Source organism: Pseudomonas sp. NPDC089530, from assembly GCF_050280705.1.
In the GTDB taxonomy this organism is placed as follows: domain Bacteria; phylum Pseudomonadota; class Gammaproteobacteria; order Pseudomonadales; family Pseudomonadaceae; genus Aquipseudomonas.
In genome coordinates this window covers 1-26611 of the sequence record NZ_JBNNVU010000051.1, presented here as the reverse complement: position 1 = coordinate 26611, position 26611 = coordinate 1, and the positions used below count along the sequence as shown (strand labels likewise).

Annotated in this window: 20 protein-coding genes; 3 read left to right on the top strand and 17 right to left on the bottom strand. The window is 62.2% G+C overall.

What is annotated here, in order from left to right; genetic code table 11:
- Positions 1-5 precede the first annotated feature (5 nt).
- From ACQKQA_RS19030 to ACQKQA_RS19005, 6 genes are all read right to left on the bottom strand, one after another.
- Positions 6-1169: a type III PLP-dependent enzyme gene (locus ACQKQA_RS19030; protein WP_427560835.1), complete on the bottom strand. Its 1164-nt coding sequence runs from the start codon at positions 1167-1169 to the stop codon at positions 6-8.
- 565 nt (positions 1170-1734) lie between these two features.
- On the bottom strand, positions 1735-2892 hold the full coding sequence (locus tag ACQKQA_RS19025; protein ID WP_427560832.1) for a betaine/proline/choline family ABC transporter ATP-binding protein: 1158 nt from the start codon (positions 2890-2892) through the stop codon (positions 1735-1737).
- On the bottom strand, positions 2889-3557 hold the full coding sequence (locus ACQKQA_RS19020) for an ABC transporter permease (protein WP_427560829.1): 669 nt from the start codon (positions 3555-3557) through the stop codon (positions 2889-2891). Before ACQKQA_RS19020 ends, ACQKQA_RS19025 begins: the two co-directional genes overlap by 4 nt.
- A gap of 13 nt (positions 3558-3570) precedes the next feature.
- Entirely contained in the window at positions 3571-4464 is an 894-nt protein-coding gene (locus tag ACQKQA_RS19015) for a glycine betaine ABC transporter substrate-binding protein (protein WP_427560826.1), read from the bottom strand.
- 18 nt (positions 4465-4482) lie between these two features.
- Entirely contained in the window at positions 4483-5199 is a 717-nt protein-coding gene (locus tag ACQKQA_RS19010) for an ABC transporter permease (protein WP_427560824.1), read from the bottom strand.
- 426 nt (positions 5200-5625) lie between these two features.
- Positions 5626-9048: a GLUG motif-containing protein gene (locus ACQKQA_RS19005; RefSeq protein WP_427560823.1), complete on the bottom strand. Its 3423-nt coding sequence runs from the start codon at positions 9046-9048 to the stop codon at positions 5626-5628.
- A gap of 783 nt (positions 9049-9831) precedes the next feature.
- Between ACQKQA_RS19005 and ACQKQA_RS19000 the strand changes: the two genes are divergently transcribed.
- Together ACQKQA_RS19000 and ACQKQA_RS18995 are read left to right on the top strand one after the other, a co-directional pair.
- Positions 9832-11421 (top strand): peptide chain release factor 3, encoded by a 1590-nt coding sequence (locus ACQKQA_RS19000; protein ID WP_427560821.1) that lies wholly within the window; start codon positions 9832-9834, stop codon positions 11419-11421.
- A 271-nt stretch (positions 11422-11692) separates the two neighbouring features.
- A complete protein-coding gene (locus tag ACQKQA_RS18995) occupies positions 11693-11953 on the top strand; it encodes a hypothetical protein (RefSeq protein WP_427560818.1) in 261 nt (86 codons plus the stop codon).
- 117 nt (positions 11954-12070) lie between these two features.
- On the opposite strand, the gene ACQKQA_RS18990 is transcribed toward ACQKQA_RS18995, so the two are convergent.
- The 11 genes from ACQKQA_RS18990 to ACQKQA_RS18940 form a co-directional block, all read right to left on the bottom strand.
- Positions 12071-13042 carry a peptide ABC transporter ATP-binding protein gene (locus ACQKQA_RS18990; protein WP_427560815.1) on the bottom strand — a complete coding sequence of 324 codons (972 nt, stop codon included), beginning with the start codon at positions 13040-13042 and terminating at the stop codon, positions 12071-12073.
- A complete protein-coding gene (locus ACQKQA_RS18985; RefSeq protein ID WP_427560812.1) occupies positions 13042-14010 on the bottom strand; it encodes an ABC transporter ATP-binding protein in 969 nt (322 codons plus the stop codon). The genes ACQKQA_RS18990 and ACQKQA_RS18985 overlap by 1 nt, the downstream gene beginning before the upstream one ends.
- A gap of 10 nt (positions 14011-14020) precedes the next feature.
- Positions 14021-14947 carry an ABC transporter permease subunit gene (locus tag ACQKQA_RS18980; RefSeq protein ID WP_427560810.1) on the bottom strand — a complete coding sequence of 309 codons (927 nt, stop codon included), beginning with the start codon at positions 14945-14947 and terminating at the stop codon, positions 14021-14023.
- A 10-nt stretch (positions 14948-14957) separates the two neighbouring features.
- Entirely contained in the window at positions 14958-15968 is a 1011-nt protein-coding gene (locus tag ACQKQA_RS18975; RefSeq protein ID WP_427560807.1) for an ABC transporter permease subunit, read from the bottom strand.
- A 73-nt stretch (positions 15969-16041) separates the two neighbouring features.
- A complete protein-coding gene (locus ACQKQA_RS18970; protein WP_427560804.1) occupies positions 16042-17637 on the bottom strand; it encodes an ABC transporter substrate-binding protein in 1596 nt (531 codons plus the stop codon).
- A 79-nt stretch (positions 17638-17716) separates the two neighbouring features.
- Positions 17717-19135 (bottom strand): OprD family porin, encoded by a 1419-nt coding sequence (locus tag ACQKQA_RS18965; protein ID WP_427560801.1) that lies wholly within the window; start codon positions 19133-19135, stop codon positions 17717-17719.
- A gap of 171 nt (positions 19136-19306) precedes the next feature.
- Positions 19307-20908, bottom strand: a complete 1602-nt coding sequence (locus ACQKQA_RS18960) for an ABC transporter substrate-binding protein (RefSeq protein ID WP_427560798.1) — start codon at positions 20906-20908, stop codon at positions 19307-19309.
- 305 nt (positions 20909-21213) lie between these two features.
- Positions 21214-22839 carry an ABC transporter substrate-binding protein gene (locus ACQKQA_RS18955; protein WP_427560795.1) on the bottom strand — a complete coding sequence of 542 codons (1626 nt, stop codon included), beginning with the start codon at positions 22837-22839 and terminating at the stop codon, positions 21214-21216.
- 113 nt (positions 22840-22952) lie between these two features.
- Positions 22953-23390, bottom strand: a complete 438-nt coding sequence (locus tag ACQKQA_RS18950) for a hypothetical protein (protein ID WP_427560792.1) — start codon at positions 23388-23390, stop codon at positions 22953-22955.
- 261 nt (positions 23391-23651) lie between these two features.
- Positions 23652-24215, bottom strand: a complete 564-nt coding sequence (locus tag ACQKQA_RS18945; RefSeq protein WP_427560789.1) for a cupin domain-containing protein — start codon at positions 24213-24215, stop codon at positions 23652-23654.
- A 234-nt stretch (positions 24216-24449) separates the two neighbouring features.
- Complete coding sequence (locus tag ACQKQA_RS18940) at positions 24450-25166, bottom strand: SIMPL domain-containing protein (RefSeq protein ID WP_427560786.1); 717 nt, start codon at positions 25164-25166, stop codon at positions 24450-24452.
- A gap of 226 nt (positions 25167-25392) precedes the next feature.
- On the opposite strand from ACQKQA_RS18940, the gene ACQKQA_RS18935 reads away from it, so the two are divergent.
- Positions 25393-26611 (top strand): ATP-binding protein (locus ACQKQA_RS18935; protein ID WP_427560783.1); only part of this gene is annotated, 1219 nt, incomplete at its 3' end.

The window sequence follows — 26611 nt, the reverse complement described above, 5'->3', positions numbered from 1 at the left end:
GGCGCTTACAGGTAGAAGGCTTTCAGCGGCGGGAAACCGTTGAATTCCACCGCGCTGTAGCTGGTGGTGTAGGCGCCTGTGGACAGCCAGTACAGGCGGTCGCCGATGGCCAGGTTCAGCGGCAGGCCGTACTTGTAGTTCTCGTACATGATGTCGGCGCTGTCGCAGGTCGGGCCTGCGATCACCACTTCTTCCGTCTCGCCTTTCTTCTCGGTCCAGATCGGGAACTTGATGGACTCGTCCATGGTTTCGATCAGGCCGGAGAACTTGCCCACGTCGGTGTAGATCCAGCGCTCCACCGCGGTGCGGGATTTACGCGCCACCAGCACCACTTCGCTGACCAGGATGCCGGCGTTGGCGATCAGCGAACGGCCAGGCTCGAGGATGATTTCCGGCAGGTCGTCGCCGAAGTCTTCCTTGAGGAAGCGAATGATTTCCTCGGCGTAGGTTTCCAGGCTGTTGGTGCGGGTGATGTAGTTGGCCGGGAAGCCGCCGCCCATGTTGATCAGCTTGAGGTGGATGCCGTCTTCTTCCTTCAGGCGCTCGAAGATCACCTTGACCTTGGCGATCGCTGCGTCCCAGACGCTGATGTCGCGCTGTTGCGAACCCACGTGGAACGACACGCCGTAAGGCACCAGGCCCAGGTCGCGAGCCAGGATCAGCAGGTCCATGGCCATGTCGGTCTGGCAGCCGAACTTGCGCGACAGCGGCCAGTCGGCAGTGGTCGAGCCTTCGGTGAGGATGCGCACATAGACTTTCGAGCCCGGCGCGGCCTTGGCGATGTTGCGCAGGTCGGCTTCGGAGTCGGTGGCATACAGGCGCACGCCCTTCTCATAGAAGTAGCGGATGTCCTTGGACTTCTTGATGGTGTTGCCGTAGCTGATCTGGTCCGGGCTGACGCCGCGGCCCAGCACCTTGTCCAGCTCGTAGATCGAGGCGATGTCGAAGCTCGAACCTTTCTCACGCAGCAGGTCGATGATTTCGACGGCCGGGTTGGCTTTTACCGCGTAGTAGACCTTGGCGAATTCGAAACCGGCGCGCAGGTCGTCGTAGGCCTGGGCGATCATCTGGGTGTCGATGACCACGAACGGGGTTTCTTGCTTGTCGGCGAACGCCTTCATTTTCTGAAAGGTTTCGCGCGCGAAGTAGTCTTCGACCTGAATCGACATTCCTGGGAGCTCCTAATGGCAAACGGGTAATAACAATGGGTGCAAATGAACGTCCTCCGTATCCCCACTTTGGTTCGCCTACTTCCCAAGGCATGTCGCCGAAAGCAAAAAGGCCATGGGACATACCGCTTCCCTTGGCCTTGCTGTCTCGTCGTCAGTACTTGAGCCGGATGGATCGTTTCCAGCATGGACGTTCGGCGCGAACTTTAGGACGTGAGGGGCCTGAGATCAACAAAAAATGTCGCGTTTTTGCACTTGTCTGACGCGCGTTACGGACACCTCTCTTTGTAGCCGACACAGATGACGGACAGATGTTCCCGAAGAATCCGACAGTGTTAAAAATACCTGCACGTTCGCCGCGTTTGACTGCCTGATCCTTGAAAACAATGATGGCCTCAACATCGGCGACGTTGGCGGCGAAAAGCCCGAACAGGGGCATATTTAGGCCGTTGAAAGCCAGGCTCTAAACCTCCCTGGCCAGCCCAGGTGTTCATATTTCTTTCCGCTGGCCGAAGGGCTGCCAAACAGCCCTTCGCAGGAGCCGGCTTGCCGGCGAAAAGCCACCTCAGACGGATGCAATTTCAGCCGGCGAGACGATGCTGGTCTTCATCCCGCGGGAACGCCCCGAACTCAGGTAAGCGGCAATCGATTCCTGGGTCACCTCGCCGAGGAACACCCGCTCGGCGTCCATCACTGGCAGCCACGAACGGTTGAACTCGTACATCCGCGACAACAGGATGCGCAGGTGTTCGTCGTAGGCCGCGGTGGCGTTGAACTCGCGCAGGTACTGGACGCAGGTGCCGGCCTGGCGGTGCAGGTCACGGCGGCGCACATAACCCAGGGCCTTGTTCTCGGCGCAGGTCACCACCAGGTGGCGGCGGTCGTGTTCGTCCATCAGTTCCAGGGCCTCGGCCACCGGGGTTTCCGGGCTTACCGCCGGCGCGTTGTCGGCGGCGTCCTCGGCCTTGACCAGCAGCAGGCGCTTGAGGGTGCTGTCCTGGCCGACGAAGTTGCTCACGAAATCGTCCGTCGGCTGCGCCAGCAGGGTGTCCGGATGGTCGATCTGCAGCAGCTTGCCGGCGCGGAAGATGGCGATCTTGTCCCCCAGCTTGAGGGCTTCGTCGATGTCGTGGCTGACCATGATCACGGTCTTGTTCAGCGCCCGCTGCATCTCGAAGAACTCGTTCTGGATCATCTCGCGGTTGATCGGGTCGACCGCGCCGAAGGGTTCGTCCATCAGTAGCAACGGCGCTTCGGCCGCCAGGGCGCGGATCACCCCGATGCGTTGTTGCTGGCCGCCGGACAGCTCGCGGGGGTAACGCTGCAGGTACTGCTTGGGTTCGAGCTTGATCATGTTCATCAGCTCGCGGGCGCGGTCGTGGCACTTCTGCTTGTCCCAGCCCAGCAGGCGCGGCACCACCACGATGTTTTCCTCGATGGTCATGTTGGGGAACAGGCCGATCTGCTGGATCACGTAGCCGATGTTGCGGCGCAGGGTCACCTCGTCGAGGCCGGTGGTGTCTTCGCCGTTGATCAGCACTTTGCCCGAGGTGGGCATGATCAGGCGGTTGATCATTTTCAGCGTGGTGCTCTTGCCGCAACCCGAGGGCCCGAGGAACACGCAGATTTCGCCTTCGTTGACGGTCAGGCTGACCGAGTCGACGGCAGTGACGGCCTTGCCGTTGCTCTGGAAGGTCTTGGTCAGCTTTTGAAGTTCGATCATTTCAGGACTCCTTTTGGGGTCAATCCTTTGGGTGTCAGCGAACGTTGCAGCCCTTGCAGCAGCAGGTCGGCGCAGATGGCCAGGAGGCTGACCAGCACTGCGCCGACGATCAGCATCGACATGTCGCTGCGGCTGATGGAGGCCAGGATGAGCACGCCCAGGCCGCCGGCGCCGATGGTGGCGGCGATGGTCATGACGCCGATGTTCATCACTACGGCAGTGCGCACCCCGGCGAGGATCACCGGCACGGCGATCGGTAATTCAACCAGGCGCAGGCGCTGGCCGAAGGTCATGCCGATGCCGCGGGCGGCTTCGCGAATCCCCGGTTCCACGCCGGTCAGCGCCAGGTAGGTGTTGCGCATGATCGGCAGCAGCGAGTAGAGAAACACCGCGGTGATCGCCGGCAGCGGCCCCAGGCCCTGGCCGAACCTGGAGTAGAACGGCAGCAGCAGGCCGAACAGGGCGATGGAGGGGATGGTCAGCAGCACGGTGGCGCTGGCCTGCAACGGGCCGGCCAGGGTCGGGAAGCGGGTCATCAGGATCCCCAGGGGCACGCCGAAGAGGATCGCCAGGGTCACGGCGATGCCCACCAGGGCGATGTGCTGCCCGGTCAGCTGGACGACCTGCTGCCAGTCGAGATGGGAAAAGGCGTTGAGCAGTTCCATGTCCTTTCCTCCCTCAGTTCAATGGATGCTGGCGCAGGAAGTCTGCGGCCACGGCGGATGGGCTTTCGTGGTCGACGTCGACCCGGGCGTTGAGCCGGCGCATGGTCGCGTCGTCGAACAGGGCGGCCAGCGGCTTGAGGTCGGCGGCCAGTTGCGGGTGGGCGTCGAGGTAGGCCTGGCGCACCACGGGGGCCGCGGTGTAGTCCGGGAAGTAGTGCCGGTCGTCGTCCAGCAGCTTCAGGTTGAAGGCATCGAGCCGGCCGTCGGTGGTGTAGACCAGGCCGGCGAACACCTGGCCGTTGCGCAGCGCGGTGTAGACCAGGCCCGCGTCCATCTGCCGGATGTTCCGGCGGGTCAAGTCCATGCCGTACCGCTCGACCATGCCCTGCAGGCCGTCGGAGCGGTTGGCGAACTCGGTGTCCAGGGCGATCAGGCGGTGGTCCTGGCGCTCGGCATCGAGGACGTTCTTCAGGTCGCTGACGCTGTTGATCTGTGGGTATCGCTCCGCGACTTTTTTCGGCAAGGCCAGGGCATAGGTGTTGCTGAACTTCGACGGCGCCAGCCAGACCAGGCCTTTCTTCCCGTCGAGCGCCTTGACCCGCTCATAGGACTGTTGGCTGTCGAGTTTTTCCGTGACGTGGTTGTAAGCCACCAGCGACACCCCGGTGTACTCCCAGAGCAGGTCCAGCTGCCCGCTTTCGTGGGCGCTGCGGGCCAGGTTGCTGCCCAGGCCGCCGGTGACACGAGGCTCGTAGCCCTTGCTGCGCAGGTACTGTGAGGTGATTTCCGCCAGCAGCGTCTGTTCGGTGAAGACCCGGGCGCCGATGCGGATCAGTGGCTTTTGCGCGGCTTGGGCGATCCCTGCGCACAGCAGGACGCAGCCTATGATCAAAGCTGTTTTTTTCATGTGAATTCCTTCGCAGGCTTAAGACGGGCGCAGGCCGCGTTCCAGCCAGAGGCGGCTGGCCAGTGTCACCAAACCGTCGAGCAGCAGGGCCAGCAGGGCGGTGCACGCCGCGCCGAGCAACAGTTGCGGCTGATTGTTCAGGGCGATGCCGGGAAAGATCAGGCTGCCCAGACTGTTGGCGCCGATCAGGAAGGCCAGTGGCGCAGTGCCGACGTTGATCGCCAGGGCCACGCGTACGCCGCCGACGATGATCGGCACGGCGTTGGGCAACTCGACTTGCCACAGCACCTGGCGCGGGGTCATGCCGATGCCGACGGCGGCTTCCTTGAGGGAGCCCTGGACGTTCTTCAGGCCTTCGTAGGTGTTGCGCACGATGGGCAGCAAGGAGGCGAGGAACAGGGCGAAGATGGCCGGCCCGCTGCCGATGCCGAGGATCCCCAGGGCGATGGCCAGGACGGCCAGGGGAGGGATGGTGTTGCCGATGTTGAACAGTTGCATGAAGCGCTCGGCACGCCCGACCATGGGCGGTCGGCTGAGCAGGATGCCGGCGGGTACCCCCACCACGAGGGCGGCGAACATTGAAGCGAGTACCAGGTACAGATGGGCTTGCAGGTAAAACAACAGATCGTCGCGGTAGTGTTCGATCGTATCGATGCCGATCCAGTGGACCAGCAGGGCCAGGAGGGCGATGACCGCCACGCCTCCTATCAGCCCTTTGCCATAGCGAATAGCCACAGGCGGACTCCTTTTTCAGGTCGGCGAGCGTTTCCTTGTGTGGCAATGCCATGCCTGGCTGCCAAGGGAACGGTCGCGAGAAGCAGCTCGTCGATGCGCCGGAAACAGCGCGGGATCGAGCCATACGCATAGCCCCGTCAGGCTAACTTGCTGATTTTTCTACCCCTGACGCAAAGCTCGTAACAGGGAAGTGGACGCCTCCACCTTTTAAAAGGTTCCACAATCGGCAGCGTTTGGCCACCCTTCATCCTGCAAGTCCGATACTTCTGATGCCCATCCGCGGTGTAGCCGCTGTCGAGCGCAGCGGCTACAGGGTTCGGCGTTCAGGATTGAGGTCGAGGGCGGGTCTTCCGGCCCTTTGAAGCGCCGGCCGGACCTGTGCGGACAGGTCCGGCCGGCGACCGGTTTAGCCGGAGCGGGAAGGGGTCAGAAGGTGAAGTTGCGGCCGATCATCGGCACCTTGGCGGCTTCGCCTTTGACGCTGTTGAACGACTGCTGGCCGAGGTTCACCCCGATCAGGCCGCCATACAGGTTGTCGGCCCCCAAGGACACGATCTTGCCGCTGGCCGACGAGAAGCGGATCGAGCCGATGTTGCCACCGACCAGCCCGCCCACGTGGCTTTCGGTGCCGGCCTCGACATCGCCTTTGGCCGAAGAGCCGGTAATGCCGCCGCCGGCCAGGTTGCCGACCAGGCCGCCGGCCTGGGAGTTAGCTCCGCCGGTTACCGTGCCGGAGGCCGTGGCGTTGCGCAGCACGGTGTTGCGGCCCTGGCCGATCAGCCCGCCGATAACCGCCGAGTTCCCGGCCCGGACGTTGCCGAGCGCCGAGGCATTGCTCAGCGAACCGCTGGTCTGCAGCCCGATCAACCCGCCGACATTGGCATTGGCGCCACCGGTCACGCTGCCGGAGGCCTTGAGGTTGGTGTGGTTGCCGCCCTGGCTGGAGCCGATCAGCCCGCCGAGGTTGCTGCCGTTTTCATCCGTGACTTCGCCGCTGGCGGTTGCGTTGGTGAGCGAGCCCTGGATATGCGTGCCGATCAGGCCGCCGATCGCTTGCGTACCGCTGCCGGTCACCTTGCCGGTGGCGGAGGCGTTGCTCAGCGAGCTGCCGGAACTGAGGCCGATCAAGCCGCCGACATGGGCGCCCTTGCCGCCGGTCACGTTGCCCGAGGCCTTGACGCCGGAGTGGTTGCTCGACTCGTTCAGGCCAACCAGGCCGCCCACATGCAGGCTGGCGGTATCCAGCACATCGCCGTTGGCCGAAGCGTTGGTGAGGCTGCTGCCCGTGTTCTTGCCGATCAGCCCGCCGATGGCCTGGGCGCCGTTGCCGGTCACCTTGCCGCCGGCCGAGACGTTGGTCAGCGAACTGCGGTGGTTGAGGCCGATCAGCCCGCCGAGCGCCTGGGTGCGGGTGCCGCTCACAGTGCCGTTGGCCGAGGCATTGGTCAGCGCACCGCCGCTGTTGAAGCCGATCAGCCCGCCGATGGCCAGGGCGTTGTCGCCGGTCACGCTGCCGCTGGCCGAGGCATTGGTCACGGCGCCGCCGTTGTTGAAGCCGACCAGGCCGCCGAAGTAACCGTTACGGCCCGTTCCCTTGACGTTGACGGTGGAGCTGACGTTGGTCAGGCGGGTGGCGGAGGTGCCTTCGTTGAGCCCGACCAGGCCGCCCAGTTCCATGCTGTCTCCGCTCAGTTCGATCGAACCGGCGCTGCTGCTGTTGCTGATCCGGGCGCTGCGGTTGACTCCGACCAGGCCGCCTGCGCTGATGAAGGACGAACGCCCGTTCAGCGCCACGTCGGCGCGGCTGTTGGTGATGCTGGCCACGCCTTGGCCGTTGCCGATGTTTTCACCCACCAGGCCGCCCATGGCAAAGGTGTAGCCGTTGGCGATCACGCTGCCGCTGGCCGAGGAGTTGGCGATGCTGCCCTTCTCCAGGTTCAACCCTACCAGGCCGCCCAGGCTATTGAAGTGGTCGGTGCCGGTGACGCTTACGTTGCTGGCCTTGACGTTGTCGATACGACCGACGTTGACACCCGCCAGGGTGCCGACCTGGGTGTTGTAGTGAGTGGAGCGCGCGCCGCTGACCGAGATGCGGTCGAGGTTCAGGTTGCGGATTTCGCCGGAGTTCGAACTGAACAGGCCGACAAAGGCGCCGGTGCCGTAGACCGACAAGTTGTCGATGCTGTTGCCCAGGCCATCGAATACCCCGTAGAACCCGCTTCTGTCGGCCAGGGACAGGAAGCTGGCACCGTTGCCGGCGATCTTGTTGCCCAGCACATAGCGGCCGCCCAGGTCCTGGTCGACGTTGCGCAGTTGTGCCAGGTCTTGGATGACCGCGTAGTTCTGACCGTTGGCCTGGAAGCTTGCCTCGGCGCCAGACAGCGTCACGGCCTTGCCGTCCTTGATCGAATAACCATTGCTGCTGGTATTCAGCTCCAGGCCGGCGCCTGCGCCAGTGAGGCCGATGTTGTCGTTCAGGCGCACGCTGCCGTTGCGGGCGTTCAGGGCCAGGCGGGCTTTGTCGCCACTGGCGCTCAGCGCTGCATCGATGCGGACGTCGCCCTGTTCGGCGGTCAGGCTCAGCTTGTTGCCGTTGCGCCAGGCCAGCGGAGCCTTGACCGACAGGCTGTTGTTGCTGGTCAAATCGATATGGGTGGTGTTCAGGTTGGCCGCCAGGGTATCGGCGCGCAGGGTCGGGTTGCCGGCCGAAGTATTGCCGTTGAGCCCGTTCTGGTTGTTCAGGCCGCGTTGGCTGGCCCCGCCCTCGGAGTTGGCGACCGTGAGGGTGTCGGTGCGGATTTTCCAGGTGCCGGTCTCGCCCTTGTCGGCCCGGGTATCCACCTGGGCGGCCAATTGCACCTCGACCTGGGCGCCGCGGTTTTCCACGGTACCGCCGTTGCCCTGGCCGTCGAGGGCGCTGGCGTCCTGGCGGCCGGCGACCTGGACGATGCCGCGGTCGCCGCCGTCGAGCACGATCCGCCCCGCCTTGCCCTGCAGGGTCCTGGCTTCGATCACGCCCTGGTTGTTGACCACGGTCTTGAGCAGGCTGTCGGCGCTCTTGGCGCTCATCAGCACCTGGCCGCCATCGGCCTTGATCAGGCCGCCGTTTTGCGCCAGGGCATCCACCGCGGCGCCGTCGATCTGCAGGTTGAGCAGGCCGTTGCCGTCGAAGTTGAGGGTGATGTCCTTGCCGGCGGCCAGGGCGACATTGCCGAGGCGCGCCTGGATCACACCGTTGTTGCTGACCTGGGCGCCGAGCAGGGCGACGCTGCCACCGTCAGCGGCGGTGAGGGTGCCGGCGTTGCTGATGCTGGCGGCGGAGTCGCCGGCGAAACGGTAGTTGCCGTCGATGAAGTCCTTGTCGGCCAGGTTCTGGGTCGACACCACCAGGCCACCGACGTCGACCTGGGCGGACTTGCCGAAGACCACGCCGTTAGGGTTGATCAGGAACACTTGGCCGTTGGCGTCGATCCGGCCCTGGATATCGCTGCCGTTGCTGCCAACGACGCGGTTGAGGGCGATGGCGTCGCGGCCGGATTGCTGGAAGCTGACCCGTTCGTCGGCGCTGACGTTGAAGTCGTTCCAGTTAGTGATCAGCTTGTTGCTCTGCTGGTCGACGGTCAGGTGCTTGCCGTCGGCGGAGGTATGCATGCCGGCGTCGCCGGCGACTATGTCCGCTCCGCTGGGCAGGGCGAATGCCGGCGCCTGGACGAGCAGGCCGAGCAGCGATGCGCCGGCGGCGATCACGGCTTTGCTGCGCCCGGCCTTGCCGCGTCGACGGGTCCATTCGCTGGCGACGTTCCAGCAGCCCAGTGCCTGGTTCCAGACCAATGCATAGCTTTTGTTCATGATGCGTCCTCTCGTATGAAAACCCTGCTGGTCCCCCCAGCAGAATGGGTCGTGCCCAGAAAGCCCGGATCGCCCCGGATTCGATTGGGGCGTTGGTTCCGTGCCACTGTTCTCTTCTTCCCGTCGAGCGCCCAGGCAGCACTGCCGGCGAAGCCGTGCGCGAACGTTTAATGAGGTAGGGCGAGTGACGGGGAAGTCGTTTAGTTGGCGCGTTGAATCTATCAGCCGCCTGTTTGGCTGGAACTCAGAACAGTCTGAAGCGCTATGGGGCTATTTCTTTAAATACGCGAAGTGGATGGAGCGCCGATTGTGTGGCTACCTGAGGATCTTTCATTGAAAGGCGCCTGAAGCGCCAGGGCAGGGCTGGCATCGCCTCGCGTTGCGGTGCCTGGCGCTCTATGAGTTGGGTTGCAAGTTGGTTTGAAGTTGCAGTTGAAGAGGCGAACGATCTTATAGGTCGTGATTTGTTTTTGTTTGTAGGGGAGGGATGCTGTGGTGAAGAAGTTTAACTTTCCATGTTTATCAGGGCTGGGCTCTATTCGTTGAGAAGTTTGCGCCAGTTGATACTTGCGGCGGTGAAGTTTCAGCCGGATGTTCCATTTACATCATGTGGTAGCGCGGGAGCCGCGTGCTATGACGGCAACTGGCACCGGACGTCATCCTGGCGGGTATTTTCGAGCGCCATTTGTTACCATGCGCGGTTCTCTGTGTTGGCCTTTGCAATCGGCCAAAGGTATTTTTTAACTGCGTGCGCAGCCTTGCACGCAATCGAGATCTCAAGCGATGTCCGATAGTAAAATCGTCAACGAAGTCAACGCCAGACGCACGTTCGCCATTATTTCCCACCCGGATGCGGGTAAGACCACCATCACCGAAAAGCTCCTGCTGATGGGCAAGGCGATTGCCGTTGCCGGTACGGTGAAATCCCGCAAGTCCGACCGCCATGCCACCTCCGACTGGATGGAAATGGAGAAGCAGCGGGGTATTTCCATTACCACGTCGGTCATGCAGTTCCCTTATCGCGAACACATGATCAACCTGCTCGACACCCCGGGCCACGAAGACTTCTCGGAAGACACCTACCGCACCCTGACCGCGGTGGACTCGGCGCTGATGGTACTCGACGGCGGTAAGGGCGTAGAGCCGCGGACCATCGCCCTGATGGACGTCTGCCGGCTGCGCGACACGCCGATCGTCAGCTTCATCAACAAACTCGACCGCGACATCCGCGACCCGATCGAACTGCTCGACGAAATCGAAGCGGTCCTGAAGATCAAGGCCGCGCCCATCACCTGGCCGATCGGCTGCTACCGCGACTTCAAGGGCGTATACCACCTGGCGGGCGACTACATCATCGTCTACACCCCGGGTCACGGTCACGAGCGCATCGAAACCAAGATCATCGAGAAGCTCGACTCCCCTGAGGCCCGCGCGCACCTGGGCGACGAGTACGAACGTTTCCTCGAGCAGCTTGAGCTGGTGCAAGGGGCCTGCCACGAGTTCGATCAGCAGGAGTTCATGGACGGCCAACTGACCCCGGTGTTTTTCGGTACCGCCCTGGGCAACTTCGGGGTCGACCATGTGCTCGACGCGGTCGTCGACTGGGCGCCGCTGCCCCTGGCGCGGGTGGCCAACGAACGTACCGTGCAGCCGCAGGAGGAGAGGTTCACAGGCTTCGTGTTCAAGATCCAGGCGAACATGGACCCCAAGCACCGCGACCGGATCGCCTTCATGCGCATCTGCTCGGGCAAGTACGAGAAGGGCATGAAGATGCGCCACGTGCGTACCGGCAAGGACGTGCGCATCGGCGACGCCCTGACCTTCTTCTCCTCCGAGCGTGAACAGCTCGAAGAAGCCTACGCCGGCGACATCATCGGCCTGCACAACCACGGTACCATCCAGATCGGCGACACCTTCACCGAAGGCGAGGCCCTGGGGTTCACCGGTATTCCGCACTTCGCCCCGGAGCTGTTCCGCCGTGTACGCCTGCGCGACCCGCTGAAGTCCAAGCAACTGCGCCAGGGCCTGCAGCAACTGGCCGAAGAGGGCGCGACCCAGGTGTTCTTCCCCGAGCGCAGCAACGACATCATCCTCGGCGCCGTCGGTGTGCTGCAGTTCGATGTGGTCGCCAGCCGCCTGAAGGAGGAATACAAGGTCGAGTGCTCCTACGAGCCGATCACCGTGTGGTCCGCGCGCTGGATCGATTGCAGCGACAAGAAGAAGCTCGAGGAATTCTCCAACAAGGCCGTGGAAAACCTGGCGCTGGACGGCGGCGGTCACCTGACCTACCTGGCCCCGACCCGGGTCAACCTGGCGCTGATGGAAGAGCGCTGGCCGGACGTGAAATTCCGCGCGACCCGCGAGCATCACTAAGGTCTGAACGACGCTCCACCCAAAAGCCCCGCTGCCCAAACAGCGGGGCTTTTTCGTACCTACGGATAGGGTGGGGCCGCAGCCCGCTGGAGAGCGGGGCATAACCGGAAGTTTTAAGGCCTAGTCGAAAGCTGTCTAGCCAGCCACGCCACTGGCTGGCTTCCTGTCTGGAAAAGCCATGGCTTCGGGGCTAGGTTTCATACGAAGCCTGGCCTTGAAAATCGGGGGCTGTGGCCATCATTGATTCACCTGGATAAAGGACGGAATCAACATGAGTGTTTTCCAACGGGTTGTGTTGTCACTCAAGGTGCTGGTGCTGTTGTCGCTCGGCATGTCCGCGGCCTGGGCCGGCGATCAGGCCGTACGGGTACCGGGTTTCTGGGTGCCAGGGCATGTACAGAATGGCGTGCAGATGATCGCCAAATCGGAATCCGAACCGGGCGATCAGGGGCAAGGTGGCAGTGCGGGCGATGATGACTCGACCACCGATGAGCCGGACCCCGATAACCCCGACGACGAGAGCAATGGCTGAGCAAGATTCTGGCGAGAAAAGAAAACCCCTCCTGCCGGACCGATGCGCGATCCGGTAGAAGGGGCTGGTAGAACACCGAAGAGGCGCCCCGGGTTACCAGGGCGCTTTTTTTGCGTGTCAGCCGAGGAACTGCTCGGCGTAGTGGCAGGCCACCTGGCGCGTGTCGAGCAGGCGCAGGGCCGGCTCTTCCTTGCTGCAGCGTTCGGTAGCGTACGGGCAGCGCTTGTGGAACGCGCAGCCGGATGGTGGGTTCAGCGGGTTGGGCAGTTCGCCGACGATCTTGATCTTCGGCTTGTCCGGGTCCGGGTGAATGGTCGGCGTGGCCGACAGCAACGCCTGGGTGTAAGGGTGCAGGGGACGGGTGTAGATGTCCTCTTTCGGACCCACTTCCACCGGCCGGCCGAGGTACATCACCATCACGTGGTCGGCGACGTGACGCACCACCGCCAGGTTGTGGGAGATGAACACGTAGGCGGTGTTGAACTCCTGCTGCAGGTCCATGAACAGGTTCAGCACCTGGGCCTGGATCGACACGTCCAGCGCCGAGGTCGGTTCGTCCGCCACCAGCACTTTCGGTTGCAGCATCATGGCGCGGGCCAGGGCGATACGCTGGCGCTGGCCGCCGGAGAACATGTGCGGGTAGCGCTGATAATGCTCGGGGCGCAGGCCTACCTGCTTCATCATTGCCTGGACCTTTTCCCGGCGTTCGCTGGCCGACAGCTTGGTGTTGATCAACAAAGGCTCTGCAAGCTGATCGCCGATCTTCTGCCGTGGGTTGAGCGAGGCGTAGGGGCTCTGGAACACCATCTGCACGTCTTTGCGCAGCTGCTTGCGCTGGGCCTTGTCGGCCCCGGCGACTTCCTGGCCGGCGATTTTCAGGGAGCCGGAGGACGGCTCCTCGATCAGGGTCAGGGCACGGGCCAGGGTGGATTTGCCGCAGCCCGATTCGCCGACCACGGCGAGGGTCTTGCCGGCTTCCAGCTCGAACGACACGCCGTTGAGGGCGCGCACGGTCGCATGGCCCTTGAACAGGCCACGGGACACTTCGTAGTGGCGGGTCAGGTTGCGGGCGGTAAGAACGACGGCCATTACGCCACCTCCTGATTCAGCGGGTAGAAGCAGCGCGCGAGGCTGGCGGCTTTCGGATCGAGACTAGGACGCTGCTGGCGGCAGTTTTCCTGCACGTACGGGCAGCGCGGCGACAGCAGGCAGCCTTGCGGACGGTCGTAGCGACCGGGAACGATGCCCGGCAGGGTCGACAGGCGCGCGGCGCCCATGCTGTGTTCGGGGATCGCCGCCAGCAGCGCTTCGGTGTAGGGGTGCGCCGGGATGTCGAACAGCTCCGGCACCTTGCCCACTTCCACCGCTTGCCCGGCGTACATCACGCACACGCGCTGGGCGGTTTCGGCGACCACGGCCAGGTCGTGGGTGATCAGCACCAGGCCCATGTTCTGCTCGCGTTGCAGGTGCAGCAGCAGCTCCATGATCTGTGCCTGGATGGTCACGTCCAGGGCGGTGGTCGGTTCGTCGGCGATCAGCAGCTTCGGCTCGCCGGCAATCGCCATGGCAATCGCCACGCGCTGGCTCATGCCGCCGGACAGTTGGTGCGGGTAGGCGTCCATGCGGCTGGCGGCGCCCGGGATCTCGACTTTTTCCAGCAGTTCGATGGCGCGCTTGCGGGCGGCCTTGCCGGACATCTTCAAGTGCAGGCGCAGCACTTCCTCGATCTGGTAGCCCACGGTGTAGCTTGGGTTCAGCGCGGTCATCGGGTCCTGGAACACCATGGCCAGGTCCTTGCCGACGATCTGCCGGCGTTGCCGGGCGCTGAGCTTGAGCATGTCCTTGCCGTCGAAGCTGAGGGAGTCGGCGGTGACGATGCCGGGATGCTCGATCAGCCCCATCAGCGCCATCATGGTCACGGACTTGCCGGAACCGGATTCGCCGACGATGGCCAGGACTTCGCCCTTGTCCACTTTCAGGTCCAGGCCATCCACCACGGGAACGGCCTTGGCGTCGCCGAAGCGTACGTTGAGATTCTTGATTTCTAGCAATGACATGGGAATCTCCTCAGGCGGCGTTCTTGAGTTTCGGGTCCAGCGCGTCGCGCAGGCCGTCGCCCATCAGGTTGATTGCCAGCACGCTGAGCAAAATGGTCAGACCCGGCAGGCTCACTACCCACCAGGCGCGTTCAATGTAGTCGCGGGCTGAGGCCAGCATGGTGCCCCACTCCGGGGTCGGCGGCTGGACGCCCAGGCCGAGGAAGCCCAGGGCCGCGGCGTCGAGGATCGCCGAGGAGAAGCTCAGGGTCGCCTGGACGATCAGCGGCGCCATGCAGTTGGGCAGCACGGTGATGAACATCAGGCGCGGCAGGCCGGCACCGGCCAGGCGCGCGGCGGTCACGTAGTCGCGGTTCAGCTCGCCCATCACCGCGGCGCGGGTCAGGCGCACGTAGGACGGCAGGGACACCACGGCGATGGCGATCACGGTGTTGATCAGGCCTGGGCCGAGGATGGCGACGATCGCCACGGCCAGCAGCAGCGATGGCAGGGCCAGCATGATGTCCATCAGGCGCATGATGGTCGGGCCGAGCAGACGCGGGAAGAACCCGGCGAACAGGCCCAGGAGGATGCCCGGGATCAGCGACATGACTACCGACGACAGGCCGATCAGCAGCGACAGGCGCGAACCGTGGATCAGTCGCGACAGCAGGTCGCGGCCCAGTTCGTCGGTGCCGAGGATGAATTGCCAGTGGCCGCCTTCGAGCCAGACTGGCGGGGTCAGCAGGAACTCGCGGTATTGCTCGCTCGGGTTATGCGGGGCGACCCAGGGCGCGAAGATCGCGCAGAAGATCACCAGCAGCATGAACAGCAGGCCGGCGACCGCGCCCTTGTTGCGCGAGAACGCTTGCCAGAACTCCTTGTACGGCGACGGGTACAGCAGGCTTTGATCCATGGCCACGGCAGGGGTGGCGACTGAGGAGGTTGGAGTGCTCATGAGTATGTCCTCAGCGCTGGTGACGAATGCGTGGGTTGGCAAAACCGTAGAGGATGTCCACCACGAAGTTGACCAGGATCACCAGGCAGGCGATCAACAGGATGCCGTTCTGCACCACGGGATAGTCCCGGGCGCCGATGGCTTCGATCAGCCATTTGCCGATGCCGGGCCAGGAGAAGATGGTTTCGGTCAGGACCGCGCCGGCCAGCAGGGTGCCGACTTGCAGGCCGACCACGGTCAGAACCGGGATCAGCGCGTTGCGCAGGCCGTGGATGAACACCACCCGGGCCGGCGACAGGCCCTTGGCCTTGGCGGTGCGGATGTAGTCTTCGCGCAGCACTTCGAGCATCGAGGAGCGGGTCATCCGCGCGATCACCGCCAGCGGAATGGTGCCCAGCACGATGGCCGGCAGGATCAGGTGATGCAGGGCATCGAAGAAGGCGCTGGTGTCATCGGCCAGCAGGGTGTCGATGAGCATGAAGCCGGTTCTCGGCTCGATGTCGTAGAGCAGGTCGAGCCGCCCGGACACCGGGGTCCAGCCCAGGCTTACTGAGAAGAACATGATGAGGATCAGGCCCCACCAGAAGATCGGCATCGAATAGCCGGCCAGGGACACGCCCATCACCCCATGGTCGAACAGGGACCCTCGCTTCAGCGCGGCGATCACCCCGGCCAGCAGGCCGATCACGCCAGCGAACAGCATCGCGGCCGAGGCCAGTTCCAGGGTCGCCGGGAACAGGGAGGTGAATTCGGTCCACACACTCTCGCGAGTACGCAGGGACTCGCCCAGATCGCCGTGGGCAAGCTTGCCGATGTAGTCCAGGTACTGGGCATACAGCGGTTTGTTCAGACCAAGGCGTTCCATTGCCTGGGCATGCATCTCAGGGTCGACCCGGCGTTCGCCCATCATGACTTCCACGGGGTCGCCGGGGATCATGCGAATCAAGGCGAAGGTCAGCAAGGTGATGCCGAAGAATGTGGGGATCAGCAACCCCACACGGCGGGCAATAAAACTAAACATCTTCTGGTGTACCTCATCAGCCGGTTAGGCGTGTCCGGCATCCCTGGGGTCAGGGATGCCGGACGTTTCTTATCTACTTCACCTGGGTGGTAGCGAAGTTGTTGGTGGTCAGCGGGCTCTGGTGGTAGCCCTCGACGTTCTTGCGCATGGCCGTGAACATTTTCGGATAGGCCATGGGGATCCAGGGTTGCTCCTTGTCGAAAATGGTCTGGGCCTGTTCATACAGCGCAGTGCGTTTGGCCGGCTCGGGTTCGGCACGGGCCTGATCGATCAGGTTCTGAAACTCTTTGTTACACCACCGAGCGTAGTTTTCGCCGTTTTTGGCGGCCTCGCAACTGAGGTTTGGGGTCAGGAAGTTGTCCGGGTCCCCGTTATCCCCGGCCCAGCCCGCGGACACCATGTCGTGCTCGCCGTTTTTCGCGCGCTTGAGCATTTCGCCCCATTCCATGACACGGATATCGACCTTGAGGCCGATCTTGGCCAGGTCGGCCTGCATCATCTGCGCGCCGAGCAGCGGGTTGGGGTTGGTCGGGCCGCCGCCGTTGCGGGTGAACAGGCTGAAGGCCGTGCCTTCCGGTACCCCGGCTTCCTTGAGCAGGGCGCGGGCCTTGTCCAGGTCGCGCTTCGGGTTGCCCAGGCTGCTGTTGAAGCCCAGCAGGGTCGGCGGGTAGGGGCCGGTGCCGATCACCGCGTTGCCATTGCCGTACAGGCTGTTGACGTAGGCCTCCTTGTCGAAGGCGATGTTGATGGCTTGGCGTACCCGTGGGTCGCTCATGTACTTCTTGGTGGTGTTGAGGGCGACGTAACCCACGGTCATGGCGGCCAGGTCGTCGACTTTCAGGTTGGCGTCGGCCTTGATGCTCGGGATGTCGTCCGGCTTCGGATACAGGGCGACCTGGCACTCGTTGGCCTTGAGCTTCTGCAGGCGCACATTATTGTCGGTGGTGATCGCCAGGATCAGCGCTTCGGCCGGCGGTTTACCGCGGAAATAGTCCGGGTTGGCCTTGAAGCGCACTTGGGCGTCCTTGGCGTAGCGCTGGAAGATGAACGGGCCGGTGCCGATCGGCTTGCTGTTCAGGTCGCCGGTCTGGCCGGCCTTGAGCAGTTGGTCGGCGTATTCGGCCGGGAAGATCGAGGAGAAGGCCATGGCCACGTCGGCCAGGAACGGTGCTTCGCGCCGGGTCAGGGTGAAGACCACGGTATGGTCGTCGGTTTTTTCGACGCTCTTGAGCAGCTCCTTGAAGCCCATGCTCTCGAAATAGGGGAAGCCCACGCTGGACTTGTCATGCCAAGGGTGTTTCGGGTCCAGCTGGCGCTGGAAACTCCAGACCACGTCGTCGGCATTCATCTCGCGGGTCGGCTTGAAGTAATCGGTACTGTGGAACTTGACGCCTTTGCGCAGGTGGAAGGTGTAGGTCAGGCCGTCCGGGCTGATCTCCCAGGACTCGGCCAGGGCCGGTTCGATCTGGGTGGTACCGGGCTTGAAGTCCACCAGGCGGTTGAAGATGGTTTCTGCCACCGCGTCGGCAGTGACTGCAGTCGTGTACTGGACCATATCGAAGCCTTCCGGGCTGGCTTCGGTACAGACCACCAAGGGCTTGGCCGAGGCGCCTGCGGCGACACTCAGCAGTGCGGCCGCGACAGCCGCTTTCAGGGACATCATTTTCATCTAGGACCCTCTGCAATCGGTTGAACCAGAGTAGCCAAAACGGCGAATTCGTCATGAATTCGCCGTTTTGGCTGGTGCGTTAGAGAATGTTGAACGGAATAGTGGTGACCAGACGGAACTCGTTGATACTGCCATCAGCCTGGTTTTCGCTGGCGCGGTGGGCAGTGTAGGTCGCGCGGATCGTGGTTGCCTTGAGCGGACCGCTCTGGACTGCGTAGGTGGTGCCGATGCCGTATTCGTAGTGGTGCTCGCCGTCCATCGTTTTCACGCTGTCGTAGGCGCCGCCCTTGTAGTGGGTACCGTCGATACCCCAGCCACGCGCCTGGTAGATGTTGAACTTCAGACCGGGTACGCCGTATTCGGCCATGTTCAGGCCGTAGGCGACCTGGAACGACTTCTCGTTCGGACCGTTGAAGTCCGACAACAGGGAGTTGGCCAGGTAGATGCCGTTGGTTTCATGTAGGTAGTCGAAGTACTCGTTACCGGCGATTTCCTGGTAGGAGAAGGTCAACGAGTGTGCCTGATGGGTCAGCCCCAGCGACAGCGAGTAGGTGTCGTTGTCGATTTCACCCATCTTGGCTTTGCCTTCGTCCACGGTCTTGTAGTAGTTCAGACCGGTGGTCAGGCTCAGGACCTGGCTGTCGCCCAGTTCGTGGGTGGCGCCGAAGTAGTACTGTTTCCAGATATCTTCTGCCTGGGTTGCCCAAAGGCTGGTCTTGAGGCTGGCAAATGGTTGGTAGGAGACACCGAGGGTGTTGACATGATCGATTTCGATGAGCTTGTCGGTGTACTCGGTGCGGAACTTGCTCAGGCTCTGTTCGCTACGCGGCGATACCCGGTCGAAGGTCGCTGCGTCGAAACTCAGGTTGTTCAGTTCTTCACTGTGGATCGAGATCCCTTGGAAGCTCGAAGGCAGCGGACGGTTGCCGATGACGTCGACCTGCGGGCTGCTGAAGTTCTGGCGGCCGGCAGTCAGGGTGGTGTTGGAGATGCGTGCCTTGATATTGGCCAGTCCCAGTTTGGTCCACTGGCCTTCGGCGTCGCCGCCGTCCCGGGTCAGGGTGCGGTTGTTGCCACGGCCGCCAACGCCTGGAATGGGCGTACCGCCATTGGCGGATGCGAGGTTCTTGCGGTCGCGTTCAAGTGCAATCGCGTTGTAGGCAGCCACTTCGGTGCTGATACCCACAGTGCCTTCGGTAAAGCCCGAGTTGTACTTGAGGATGGTGCCTTGAACCCAGTTGATACGACGATCGGTTTCCTGCAGTGAGCCGTTCTTGTTGTAGTGGAACTTGCCTTCGCGCTTCAGTTGCTCGTTGGCGTACCAGTTGCGAGTCGAGCCAGTGATCGACTGACCTTCGATGAACCCGGTGGCTTCAGCCTGGGCGCTCTTGGTGTTGACTGTTACCGGGGTGAATGCCTGGCTCTGGGACTCCGCATGGGCCATCGCCGTGATGCTACTGATGGCCATGGCCAGTATCGCGGTACTGCTCGGTTTCATGAGTGAAGCTCCTTTGTTTTCTTTATTTTCATGCCGGTCTTTTTGATTGACTGGCTATTGGTTTACAACTCATTCAAGGCATTACAAACGTTTGCTGGCGGCCGGATCGCCGAATTCAGGCAGCACGTCTGCGTGGGGGCGAGCTTCGTCCCCAGTGGCCTGGCTAATCATTTATTGGTCGATACTGACGCCCGAGAACACGTTGCGGCCGAAGGGGCTGACCTTGAATCCCTCGACCTTGGCGCTCAGCGGCTGGTTGACCGTCGAGTGGGCGACAGGGGTGATCGGCACCTGCTGCTTCAGCAACTGCTGGGCCTGTCGGTAAAGCTCTGTGCGCTGTTCGCGATCGGTGACGATCTTGGCTTGCTTGATCAGCTTGTCGTATTGCGGGTCGCACCACATGGAGTAGTTGTTGCCGCCAATGGCATCGCAGCTGTACAGGGTGCCGAGCCAGTTGTCCGGGTCGCCATTGTCGCCGGTCCAGCCGATCAGGCTGATGTCGTGTTCGCCATTCTTGGTGCGCTTGATGTACTCGCCCCATTCGTAGCTGACGATCTTCACTTTCAGGCCGATCTTGCCCCAGTCGGCCTGGAGCATCTCGGCCATCAGCTTGGCGTTGGGGTTGTAAGGACGTTGCACGGGCATGGCCCAGAGGGTGATTTCCGTGCCTTCCTTGACCCCGGCGGCCTTGAGCAGCTCACGGGCCTTTTCCGGGTTGTAGGCGGCGTCCTTGATGCTGGTGTCGTAGGACCACTGGGTCGGCGGCATGGCGTTGACCGCCAGCTGGCCGGCGCCCTGGTATACGGCGTTGAGGATGCCTTGTTTGTTCACTGCCATGTCCAGCGCCTGGCGCACTTCGAGCTGGTCGAAAGGTTTGTGGCGGACGTTGTAGGCGATGTAGCCGAGGTTGAAACCGGGCTTTTCGATCAGTTGCAGTTTCGGGTCTTTTTTCAGCGCTTCGACATCGGCCGGGCGCGGGTGCAGGGTGACCTGGCATTCGCCGGCCTTGAGCTTCTGCACGCGCACCGAGGCATCGGTGTTGATGGCGAAGATCAGCTGGTCGAGCTTGACCCGGCTCGGGTCCCAGTAGTGCTTGTTGGCGGTGTAGCGGATGTTGGAGTCTTTCTGGTAGCTCTTGAACACGAACGGCCCGGTGCCGATCGGCTTCTGGTTGATCTCGCTGGGCTTGCCGGCCTTGAGCAACTGGTCGGCATATTCAGCGGAAAGAATCGAGGCGAAGCTCATGGCGATGTTCTGGATGAACGCGGCGTCCACCGTGTTCAGGGTCATCACCACGGTCAGTGGCCCGGTCTTCTCGACCTTGGCGATGTTCTTGTTCAGGCTCATCCCGTTGAAGTAGGGAAACTCGGTCGGGTAAGCCTTGCGGAACGGGTGCTCGGAATCGAGCATGCGGTTGAAGGTGAAGAGCACATCGTCGGCGTTGAAGTCGCGGCTGGGCTTGAAGTACGGCGTGCTGTGGAACTTCACCCCTTCGCGCAGGTGGAAGGTGTACTGCGTGCCGTCCGCGGAAATATCCCAGCTGGTGGCCAGGCCCGGCACCACGTTGGTCGCGCCTTTTTCGAACTCGGCCAGACGGTTGTACAGCGGCTCGGCCGCGTCGTTGTCGGTGGCCGTGGTGTATTGCGCAGTGTCGAAGCCGGCCGGGCTGCCTTCGGAGCAGAACACCAGGCTGTTGCTGGCCGCCAGGCTGGCGGAAGTCATGGTCAACAGACCGGTGCCCAACAGGGCGGATAAAACCAGGGAGTGACGCATGACGATCCCTCTCTCTTTTTATTGTTTTGATCGGTGAGCAATCGCCTCATCCGGAAGCGTTGACATCATCGATCCCAAGTCATTGCTTGCAGCAAATACCGGGCAACGGATGCATCACTCCATGCTTCAACGGTAGAGGTTGTGGCATGGGCAGTAAATGCAAAGGAGCCTGAAAGACATGTAGGAAATTTCCGAGATGTCCATGCTCACCGCGATGGGGCGCAGCAAGGGGGGAGGTACTCGGGTTCCGGCAGTCCGGCAGGTAAAGCAACGGCGACGTCAGCTGACGTCGCCGTTGCAGGCCCTTATTTGCTGATGCTGACGCCGTAGAACGAGTTCAGACCGAAGGGGCTGATCTTGAAGTCCTGCACGTTGGCGCGCATGGGTTGGAACACCGTCGAGTGTGCGATAGGTGTCATGGGGACTTGGTCTTTGAGGAGGTGTTGCGCCTGCTTGTACAGCTCGGTGCGTTTGGCCACGTCCGAGGTGGCCTTGGCTTGCTTGATCAGTGCGTCGTAAGGCTTGTCGCACCATTTGGAGAAGTTGTTGCCGTTCATGGCGTCGCAGCCGAACAGGGTGCCCAGCCAGTTGTCCGGGTCACCATTGTCGCCGCTCCAGCCGATGATCATCGCCTGGTTCTCGCCGCCTTTGGAACGCTTGATGTATTCGCCCCACTCGTAGCTGACGATGTTGACCTTCAGGCCGATCTTGGCCCAGTCGGACTGCAGCATTTCAGCCATCAGCTTGGCGTTCGGGTTGTACGGACGCTGCACGGGCATGGCCCACAGGGTGATCTGGGTGCCTTCCTTGACGCCGGCTTCCTTGAGCAACGCCTTGGCTTTCTCAGGGTCGTACTTGGCATCCTTGATGGTGTTGTCATAGGACCACTGGGTCGGCGGCATGGCGTTGACCGCCAGCTGGCCCGCGCCCTGGTACACCGAATCGATGATCTGCTGCTTGTTCACCGCCATGTCCAGCGCCTGACGGACCTTGAGGTCGGCCAGCGGGTTGGCGTCGGTGCGGCCCTTGAGCACAGGCATCACGTTGTAGGCGATGTAGCCGAGGTTGAAGCCCGCCTGTTGCGGTAGCTTGAGGTCCTTGTCCTCGCCCAGGGCCTTGAGGTCGGCCGGACGCGGGAACAGGGTGACCTGGCATTCATTCTTTTTCAGCTTCTGGATGCGGACCGACGGGTCGGTGGTGATGGCGAAGATCAGGTTGTCGATCTTCACGTCCTCAGGCTTCCAGTAATCCTTGTTGCCGGTGTAACGGATGTTGGAGTCTTTCTGGTAGCTCTTGAACACGAACGGGCCGGTGCCGATCGGCTTCTGGTTGAGATCGCTCGCCTTGCCTTCCTTGAGCAGCTGGTCGGCGTATTCGGCGGACTGGATGGAGGCGAAGCTCATGGCCAGGTTCTGGATGAACGCGGCGTCCACGGTTTTCAGGGTGAACTTGACGGTCTTGTCGTCGACTTTCTCGACCTTGGTGATGTTGCTGTCCATCCCCATGTCGGTGAAGTAAGGGAATTCGGTCGGGTACGCCTTGCGGAACGGCATGTCCTTGTCGAGCATGCGGTTGAACGTGAAGAGCACGTCGTCGGCGTTGAAATCACGAGTCGGCTTGAAATACGGGGTGGTGTGGAACTTGACGCCATCGCGCAGATGGAAGGTGTAGGTCAGGCCATCGCTGGAAATGTCCCAACTGGTGGCCAGGCCAGGAACGACGGCGGTGCCGCCACGCTCGAACTGGCTGAGACGGTTGAAGATGGTTTCTGCTGAGGCGTCGAAGTCGGTTCCGGTGGTGTACTGGCCTGGGTCGAAACCGGCCGGACTCCCTTCGGAGCAGAACACCAGGTTAGTCGCCGCCTGGGCGAAAGGGGCACTGGCGAGCAAGCCGGCGCTGACTAAAAGCGGAATGACTGCTTGTTTGAACATGGTTGCCTCATGATTTGTTGTCATTTTTGGTGTAGAGGGCGACCTTATGAGTCGACCCGCCGATACTTATGCAGGCCCCATACCCAATGCAAGATGCGGGGCCGTCACAAGTATCAAGGAGTGGAACGGACGTACATGAATGACGCATTTGTATAAATATTGACGCATTTGACCGTATGCGCCGGTTTTTTCTGGTGCATAGGTTGCCTTCTTGCGGGGCAGCCAGGGCGAGTCGTGCCTCCGGTCGGTGCGTCGCTGGAGCAGGTGTCGACCGGCTTCTGGTTGAACTGTCTGGCCTTGCCTGCCTGGCGCACATGTCTGGCGTATTGGGCTGACCGGATGAAGTAGGGCGGCTTGGTGGGGGCGGCCGTGGAGAACGGAGGCCCGGAATCATGCCGGCGATGGCGGGTGAACAGCACGTCGCCTGCGGTGTTGAGGTTGTGGCTCGCAGTGAGGTTGTCACTGTGGAGGTTGCGGGCGGCGTGGGACAGTGGGATGCCGAGGATCAGCCCCGCTGTCTGCCAAACCTGGAGCGGAAAGGTCTTACGCATGCAAACCTCATTTTTTCTTTTTCTAGGGCGTATCTGAGGATTGGCCTCGTGGGCCGGGACAACTCGCCTTCCATGGGGAGTGGATGCAGCCCCATGGACCCTGTGCGGCGGCGGCGATCGCTTGTTGTGTAGTTGATTGACGATTCGCCGATGCCGAAATTAAGTCATGCTGAAATCGTGGTCAACGAAAATTAAGCGTGACTAACATTTCTCTTGCGCACGGGGTGTCTGTGAGGTTGCGCAGGCGACCACGGGGCGGGTTCAGGCCGCTGAATGATCGTCGAACAGGCCCATGGTCGTGACGGTCAATACTTCTGCCGGGCCGTTGCCGACGTTAGCCAGGTAGTGAGGTTTGGTCGAGTCGAAGTGCACCGAGTCGCCGGCGTCGAGGGGATACTGGCGCCCCTCGATGGTGTAGACAATCTGCCCCGTAAGAACGTAGGAAAACTCGGCGCCATCATGGGAAATCAGTTCCGACTGGTAGCCCACCGGTATGTTCATCTTCACCGCGTTGATCAGGTTGCCGGGAAAGGAACTGGACAGCCGCTCGTAGGACAGGGGCTGGCCTTCGATGGTGTAGCGCACCCGCTTGCCGTCGTGGGAGTCGGGTTGTGCCTGGGTCGGCTGGTCGAACAGGGCGTTCAGCGGAACGTTCAGAGACTTGGCAATGTTGACCAGGGAGGAGATCGAGACGCCGGTGAGATTGCGTTCCGCTTGGGAAAGGAAACTGGCGGTCAGGCCGGATTCGCTGGCAATTTGGCGCAGGGTTTTCTTGGCGGCGCGGCGATAGCGACGCAGGCGTTCGCCGATGCGATCTGCGGTCATTGGAGAGACTCTTATAGGAAAGGCGCAGTATACCCGGTGGACGTCAATGACGTCTGATAGGCGCGATACCGGGGTCCGTCACTTTAGCATCACTGACGTGGCCGAACTCACCCCTCTCCCTCTCCAAAAAAAGGGCGAGTCCCTCAGGCTCGGGTTGAAATGGCTGGTAGCAAAAAAGCGGTAACCTGATCTCGTGCTGGAGGTTACCGCCGTTTTGGGGAGGCAGGGAACAGGTTACGGCATCAGCACTTCGATCGAGCCATCGGCGGTCATGCTCACCTGGCTGGTGCCGGCTTCGACTTCCGGAGTGACCGGTGCGGCGTCCATGGCGGCGGCTTTCATCATCATCGGCCCACGCAGGTACGGCTGTGGATAACCATTGCTGTTGAGGTTCAGGTTGACGATCTTGTAGCCCTTGCCGCCCAGTGCTTCGGTGGTCAGTTGCGCGCGGGCCTTGAAGGCGTCGACCGCTTGCTTGAGCAGCTTGTCTTCGCTGGCCTTGCGGGTCGGGTCGGCGATGGCGAAGTCCATGCCACCCATCTTCAGATCGGTCAGCAGTTCGCCAGTGAGTTTGGACAGCGCGGCGAAGTCCGAGCTTTCCAGGCGCAGTTCGGCGCGTTCGCGCCAGCCGGTGATCTTCTGGCCCTTGGTGTCGTAGATCGGGTAGCTGTTGCGGCTGCCCTGGCGCAAGGTGATGTCCTTGACTTGCTTGGCCTGGGCCAGCGCCTTGTTCATGGTGGTGCTGACGTCGGCGGCGAGTTTGGCCGGGTCGTTGTTTTGTTCTTCGGTGTAGAGGGTGACGATCATCAGGTCGCGGGCCACTTCCTGACTGACTTCGGCGCGCAGGGAGACCTGGTTGTAATGCAGCTCATCGGCGGCCAGGGCCGGCAGGCTGGCGAGGGTGCCGGCACTGAGGGCGAGAAGGGCGGCGCTGCGACTGAATGTATGCATGAAAGCTCCTTGAGTACGATCCGCAGGCATCGGGTCCCAGCCTGCGTGAAACCATCAGACTCTAGTCTTTATTGTCTGGTTCGGTTCGTTACAACTTCTATACATCTATCAGCCCGCGATTGGCCGTTGCAAAAAAACTGTGGCGGTTTGCCGCAGTTTTGCCTGTGCGGGCCGCTGCATGGTTATACTCGTCGCGATTCGCCTGGAGCGCTCATCAGGAGAGCTCATGCTCGCCCCCGTACAACTGCTTTCCGCCACTCGTCAGAATCTCTGGCGTCTGACTTTCATCCGCATCCTGGTTCTGGCCGCTCAGGCCGGTTCGGTGGGGCTTGCCTACTGGCTCGACCTGTTGCCGCTGCCCTGGCTGCAGCTGTGGGTAACCCTGGGGCTGTCGCTGATTCTCTGCGTCTTCACCGCCATTCGCCTGCGCACTTCGTGGCCGGTCACCGAGCTGGAATATGCCGTGCAACTGGCCTGCGACCTGTTTATCCACAGCGCCCTGCTGTATTTCTCCGGCGGTTCGACCAACCCCTTCGTCTCCTATTACCTGGTGCCGCTGACCATCGCCGCTGTGACCCTGCCGTGGCGTTATTCGGTGATTCTCTCCGGCATCGCGCTGACCATGTACACCTTGCTGCTGGCCCAGTTCTACCCGCTGCAGACCTTCCCCATCGCCCGGGAAAACCTGCAGATCTACGGGATGTGGCTGAGTTTCGCCCTGGCTGCGGCGGTGATCACCTTCTTCGCCGCGAGGATGGCCGAGGAGTTGCGGCGGCAGGAAGAGCTGCGGGCGATCCGCCGCGAAGAGGGCCTGCGTGACCAGCAGTTGCTGGCGGTCGCGACCCAGGCTGCTGGCGCCGCCCATGAACTGGGGACGCCCCTGGCGACCATGAGCGTGCTGCTCAAGGAAATGCGCCAGGACCACCTCGACCCGATGTTGCAGGACGATCTGGGGGTGCTCCAGGATCAGGTGAAACTGTGCAAGGAAACCTTGCAGCAACTGGTACGGGCCGCCGAAGCCAATCGCCGGATGGCGGTGGAGATGCAGGAGGTCACGGTCTGGCTGAACGAAGCGCTGGATCGCTGGCACCTGATGCGCCCCGAAGCCACCTATCGCTTCCAGTTGCTGGGCCAGGGGCCGATACCACGGGTGGCGCCGCCACCGGACCTGACCCAGGCCCTGCTCAACCTGCTGAACAATGCCGCCGACGCCTGCCCGGAAGGGCTGGAAGTGCAGCTGGGTTGGGACGCCGAGAACCTGACCATCAGTATTCGCGACCACGGTGCCGGTGTGCCGCTGGCCATCGCCGAACAGATCGGCAAACCGTTTTTTACCACCAAGGGCAAAGGCCACCGGCTGCAACTGCCGGTGTTCGAATACCAGGCGCTGCAGGACGACCCGCAGGTGCTGCTGCAATGGCTGCTGGCATTGCGCGATATCGGCC

Coding starts and splice junctions, on each gene's coding strand:
- ACQKQA_RS19030 (WP_427560835.1), bottom strand. CDS start 1,169: ATGTCGATTCAGGTCGAAGACTACTTCGCGCGCGAAACCTTTCAGAAA.
- ACQKQA_RS19025 (WP_427560832.1), bottom strand. CDS start 2,892: ATGATCGAACTTCAAAAGCTGACCAAGACCTTCCAGAGCAACGGCAAG.
- ACQKQA_RS19020 (WP_427560829.1), bottom strand. CDS start 3,557: ATGGAACTGCTCAACGCCTTTTCCCATCTCGACTGGCAGCAGGTCGTC.
- ACQKQA_RS19015 (WP_427560826.1), bottom strand. CDS start 4,464: ATGAAAAAAACAGCTTTGATCATAGGCTGCGTCCTGCTGTGCGCAGGG.
- ACQKQA_RS19005 (WP_427560823.1), bottom strand. CDS start 9,048: ATGAACAAAAGCTATGCATTGGTCTGGAACCAGGCACTGGGCTGCTGG.
- ACQKQA_RS19000 (WP_427560821.1), top strand. CDS start 9,832: ATGTCCGATAGTAAAATCGTCAACGAAGTCAACGCCAGACGCACGTTC.
- ACQKQA_RS18995 (WP_427560818.1), top strand. CDS start 11,693: ATGAGTGTTTTCCAACGGGTTGTGTTGTCACTCAAGGTGCTGGTGCTG.
- ACQKQA_RS18990 (WP_427560815.1), bottom strand. CDS start 13,042: ATGGCCGTCGTTCTTACCGCCCGCAACCTGACCCGCCACTACGAAGTG.
- ACQKQA_RS18985 (WP_427560812.1), bottom strand. CDS start 14,010: ATGTCATTGCTAGAAATCAAGAATCTCAACGTACGCTTCGGCGACGCC.
- ACQKQA_RS18980 (WP_427560810.1), bottom strand. CDS start 14,947: ATGAGCACTCCAACCTCCTCAGTCGCCACCCCTGCCGTGGCCATGGAT.
- ACQKQA_RS18975 (WP_427560807.1), bottom strand. CDS start 15,968: ATGTTTAGTTTTATTGCCCGCCGTGTGGGGTTGCTGATCCCCACATTC.
- ACQKQA_RS18970 (WP_427560804.1), bottom strand. CDS start 17,637: ATGAAAATGATGTCCCTGAAAGCGGCTGTCGCGGCCGCACTGCTGAGT.
- ACQKQA_RS18965 (WP_427560801.1), bottom strand. CDS start 19,135: ATGAAACCGAGCAGTACCGCGATACTGGCCATGGCCATCAGTAGCATC.
- ACQKQA_RS18960 (WP_427560798.1), bottom strand. CDS start 20,908: ATGCGTCACTCCCTGGTTTTATCCGCCCTGTTGGGCACCGGTCTGTTG.
- ACQKQA_RS18955 (WP_427560795.1), bottom strand. CDS start 22,839: ATGTTCAAACAAGCAGTCATTCCGCTTTTAGTCAGCGCCGGCTTGCTC.
- ACQKQA_RS18950 (WP_427560792.1), bottom strand. CDS start 23,390: ATGCGTAAGACCTTTCCGCTCCAGGTTTGGCAGACAGCGGGGCTGATC.
- ACQKQA_RS18945 (WP_427560789.1), bottom strand. CDS start 24,215: ATGACCGCAGATCGCATCGGCGAACGCCTGCGTCGCTATCGCCGCGCC.
- ACQKQA_RS18940 (WP_427560786.1), bottom strand. CDS start 25,166: ATGCATACATTCAGTCGCAGCGCCGCCCTTCTCGCCCTCAGTGCCGGC.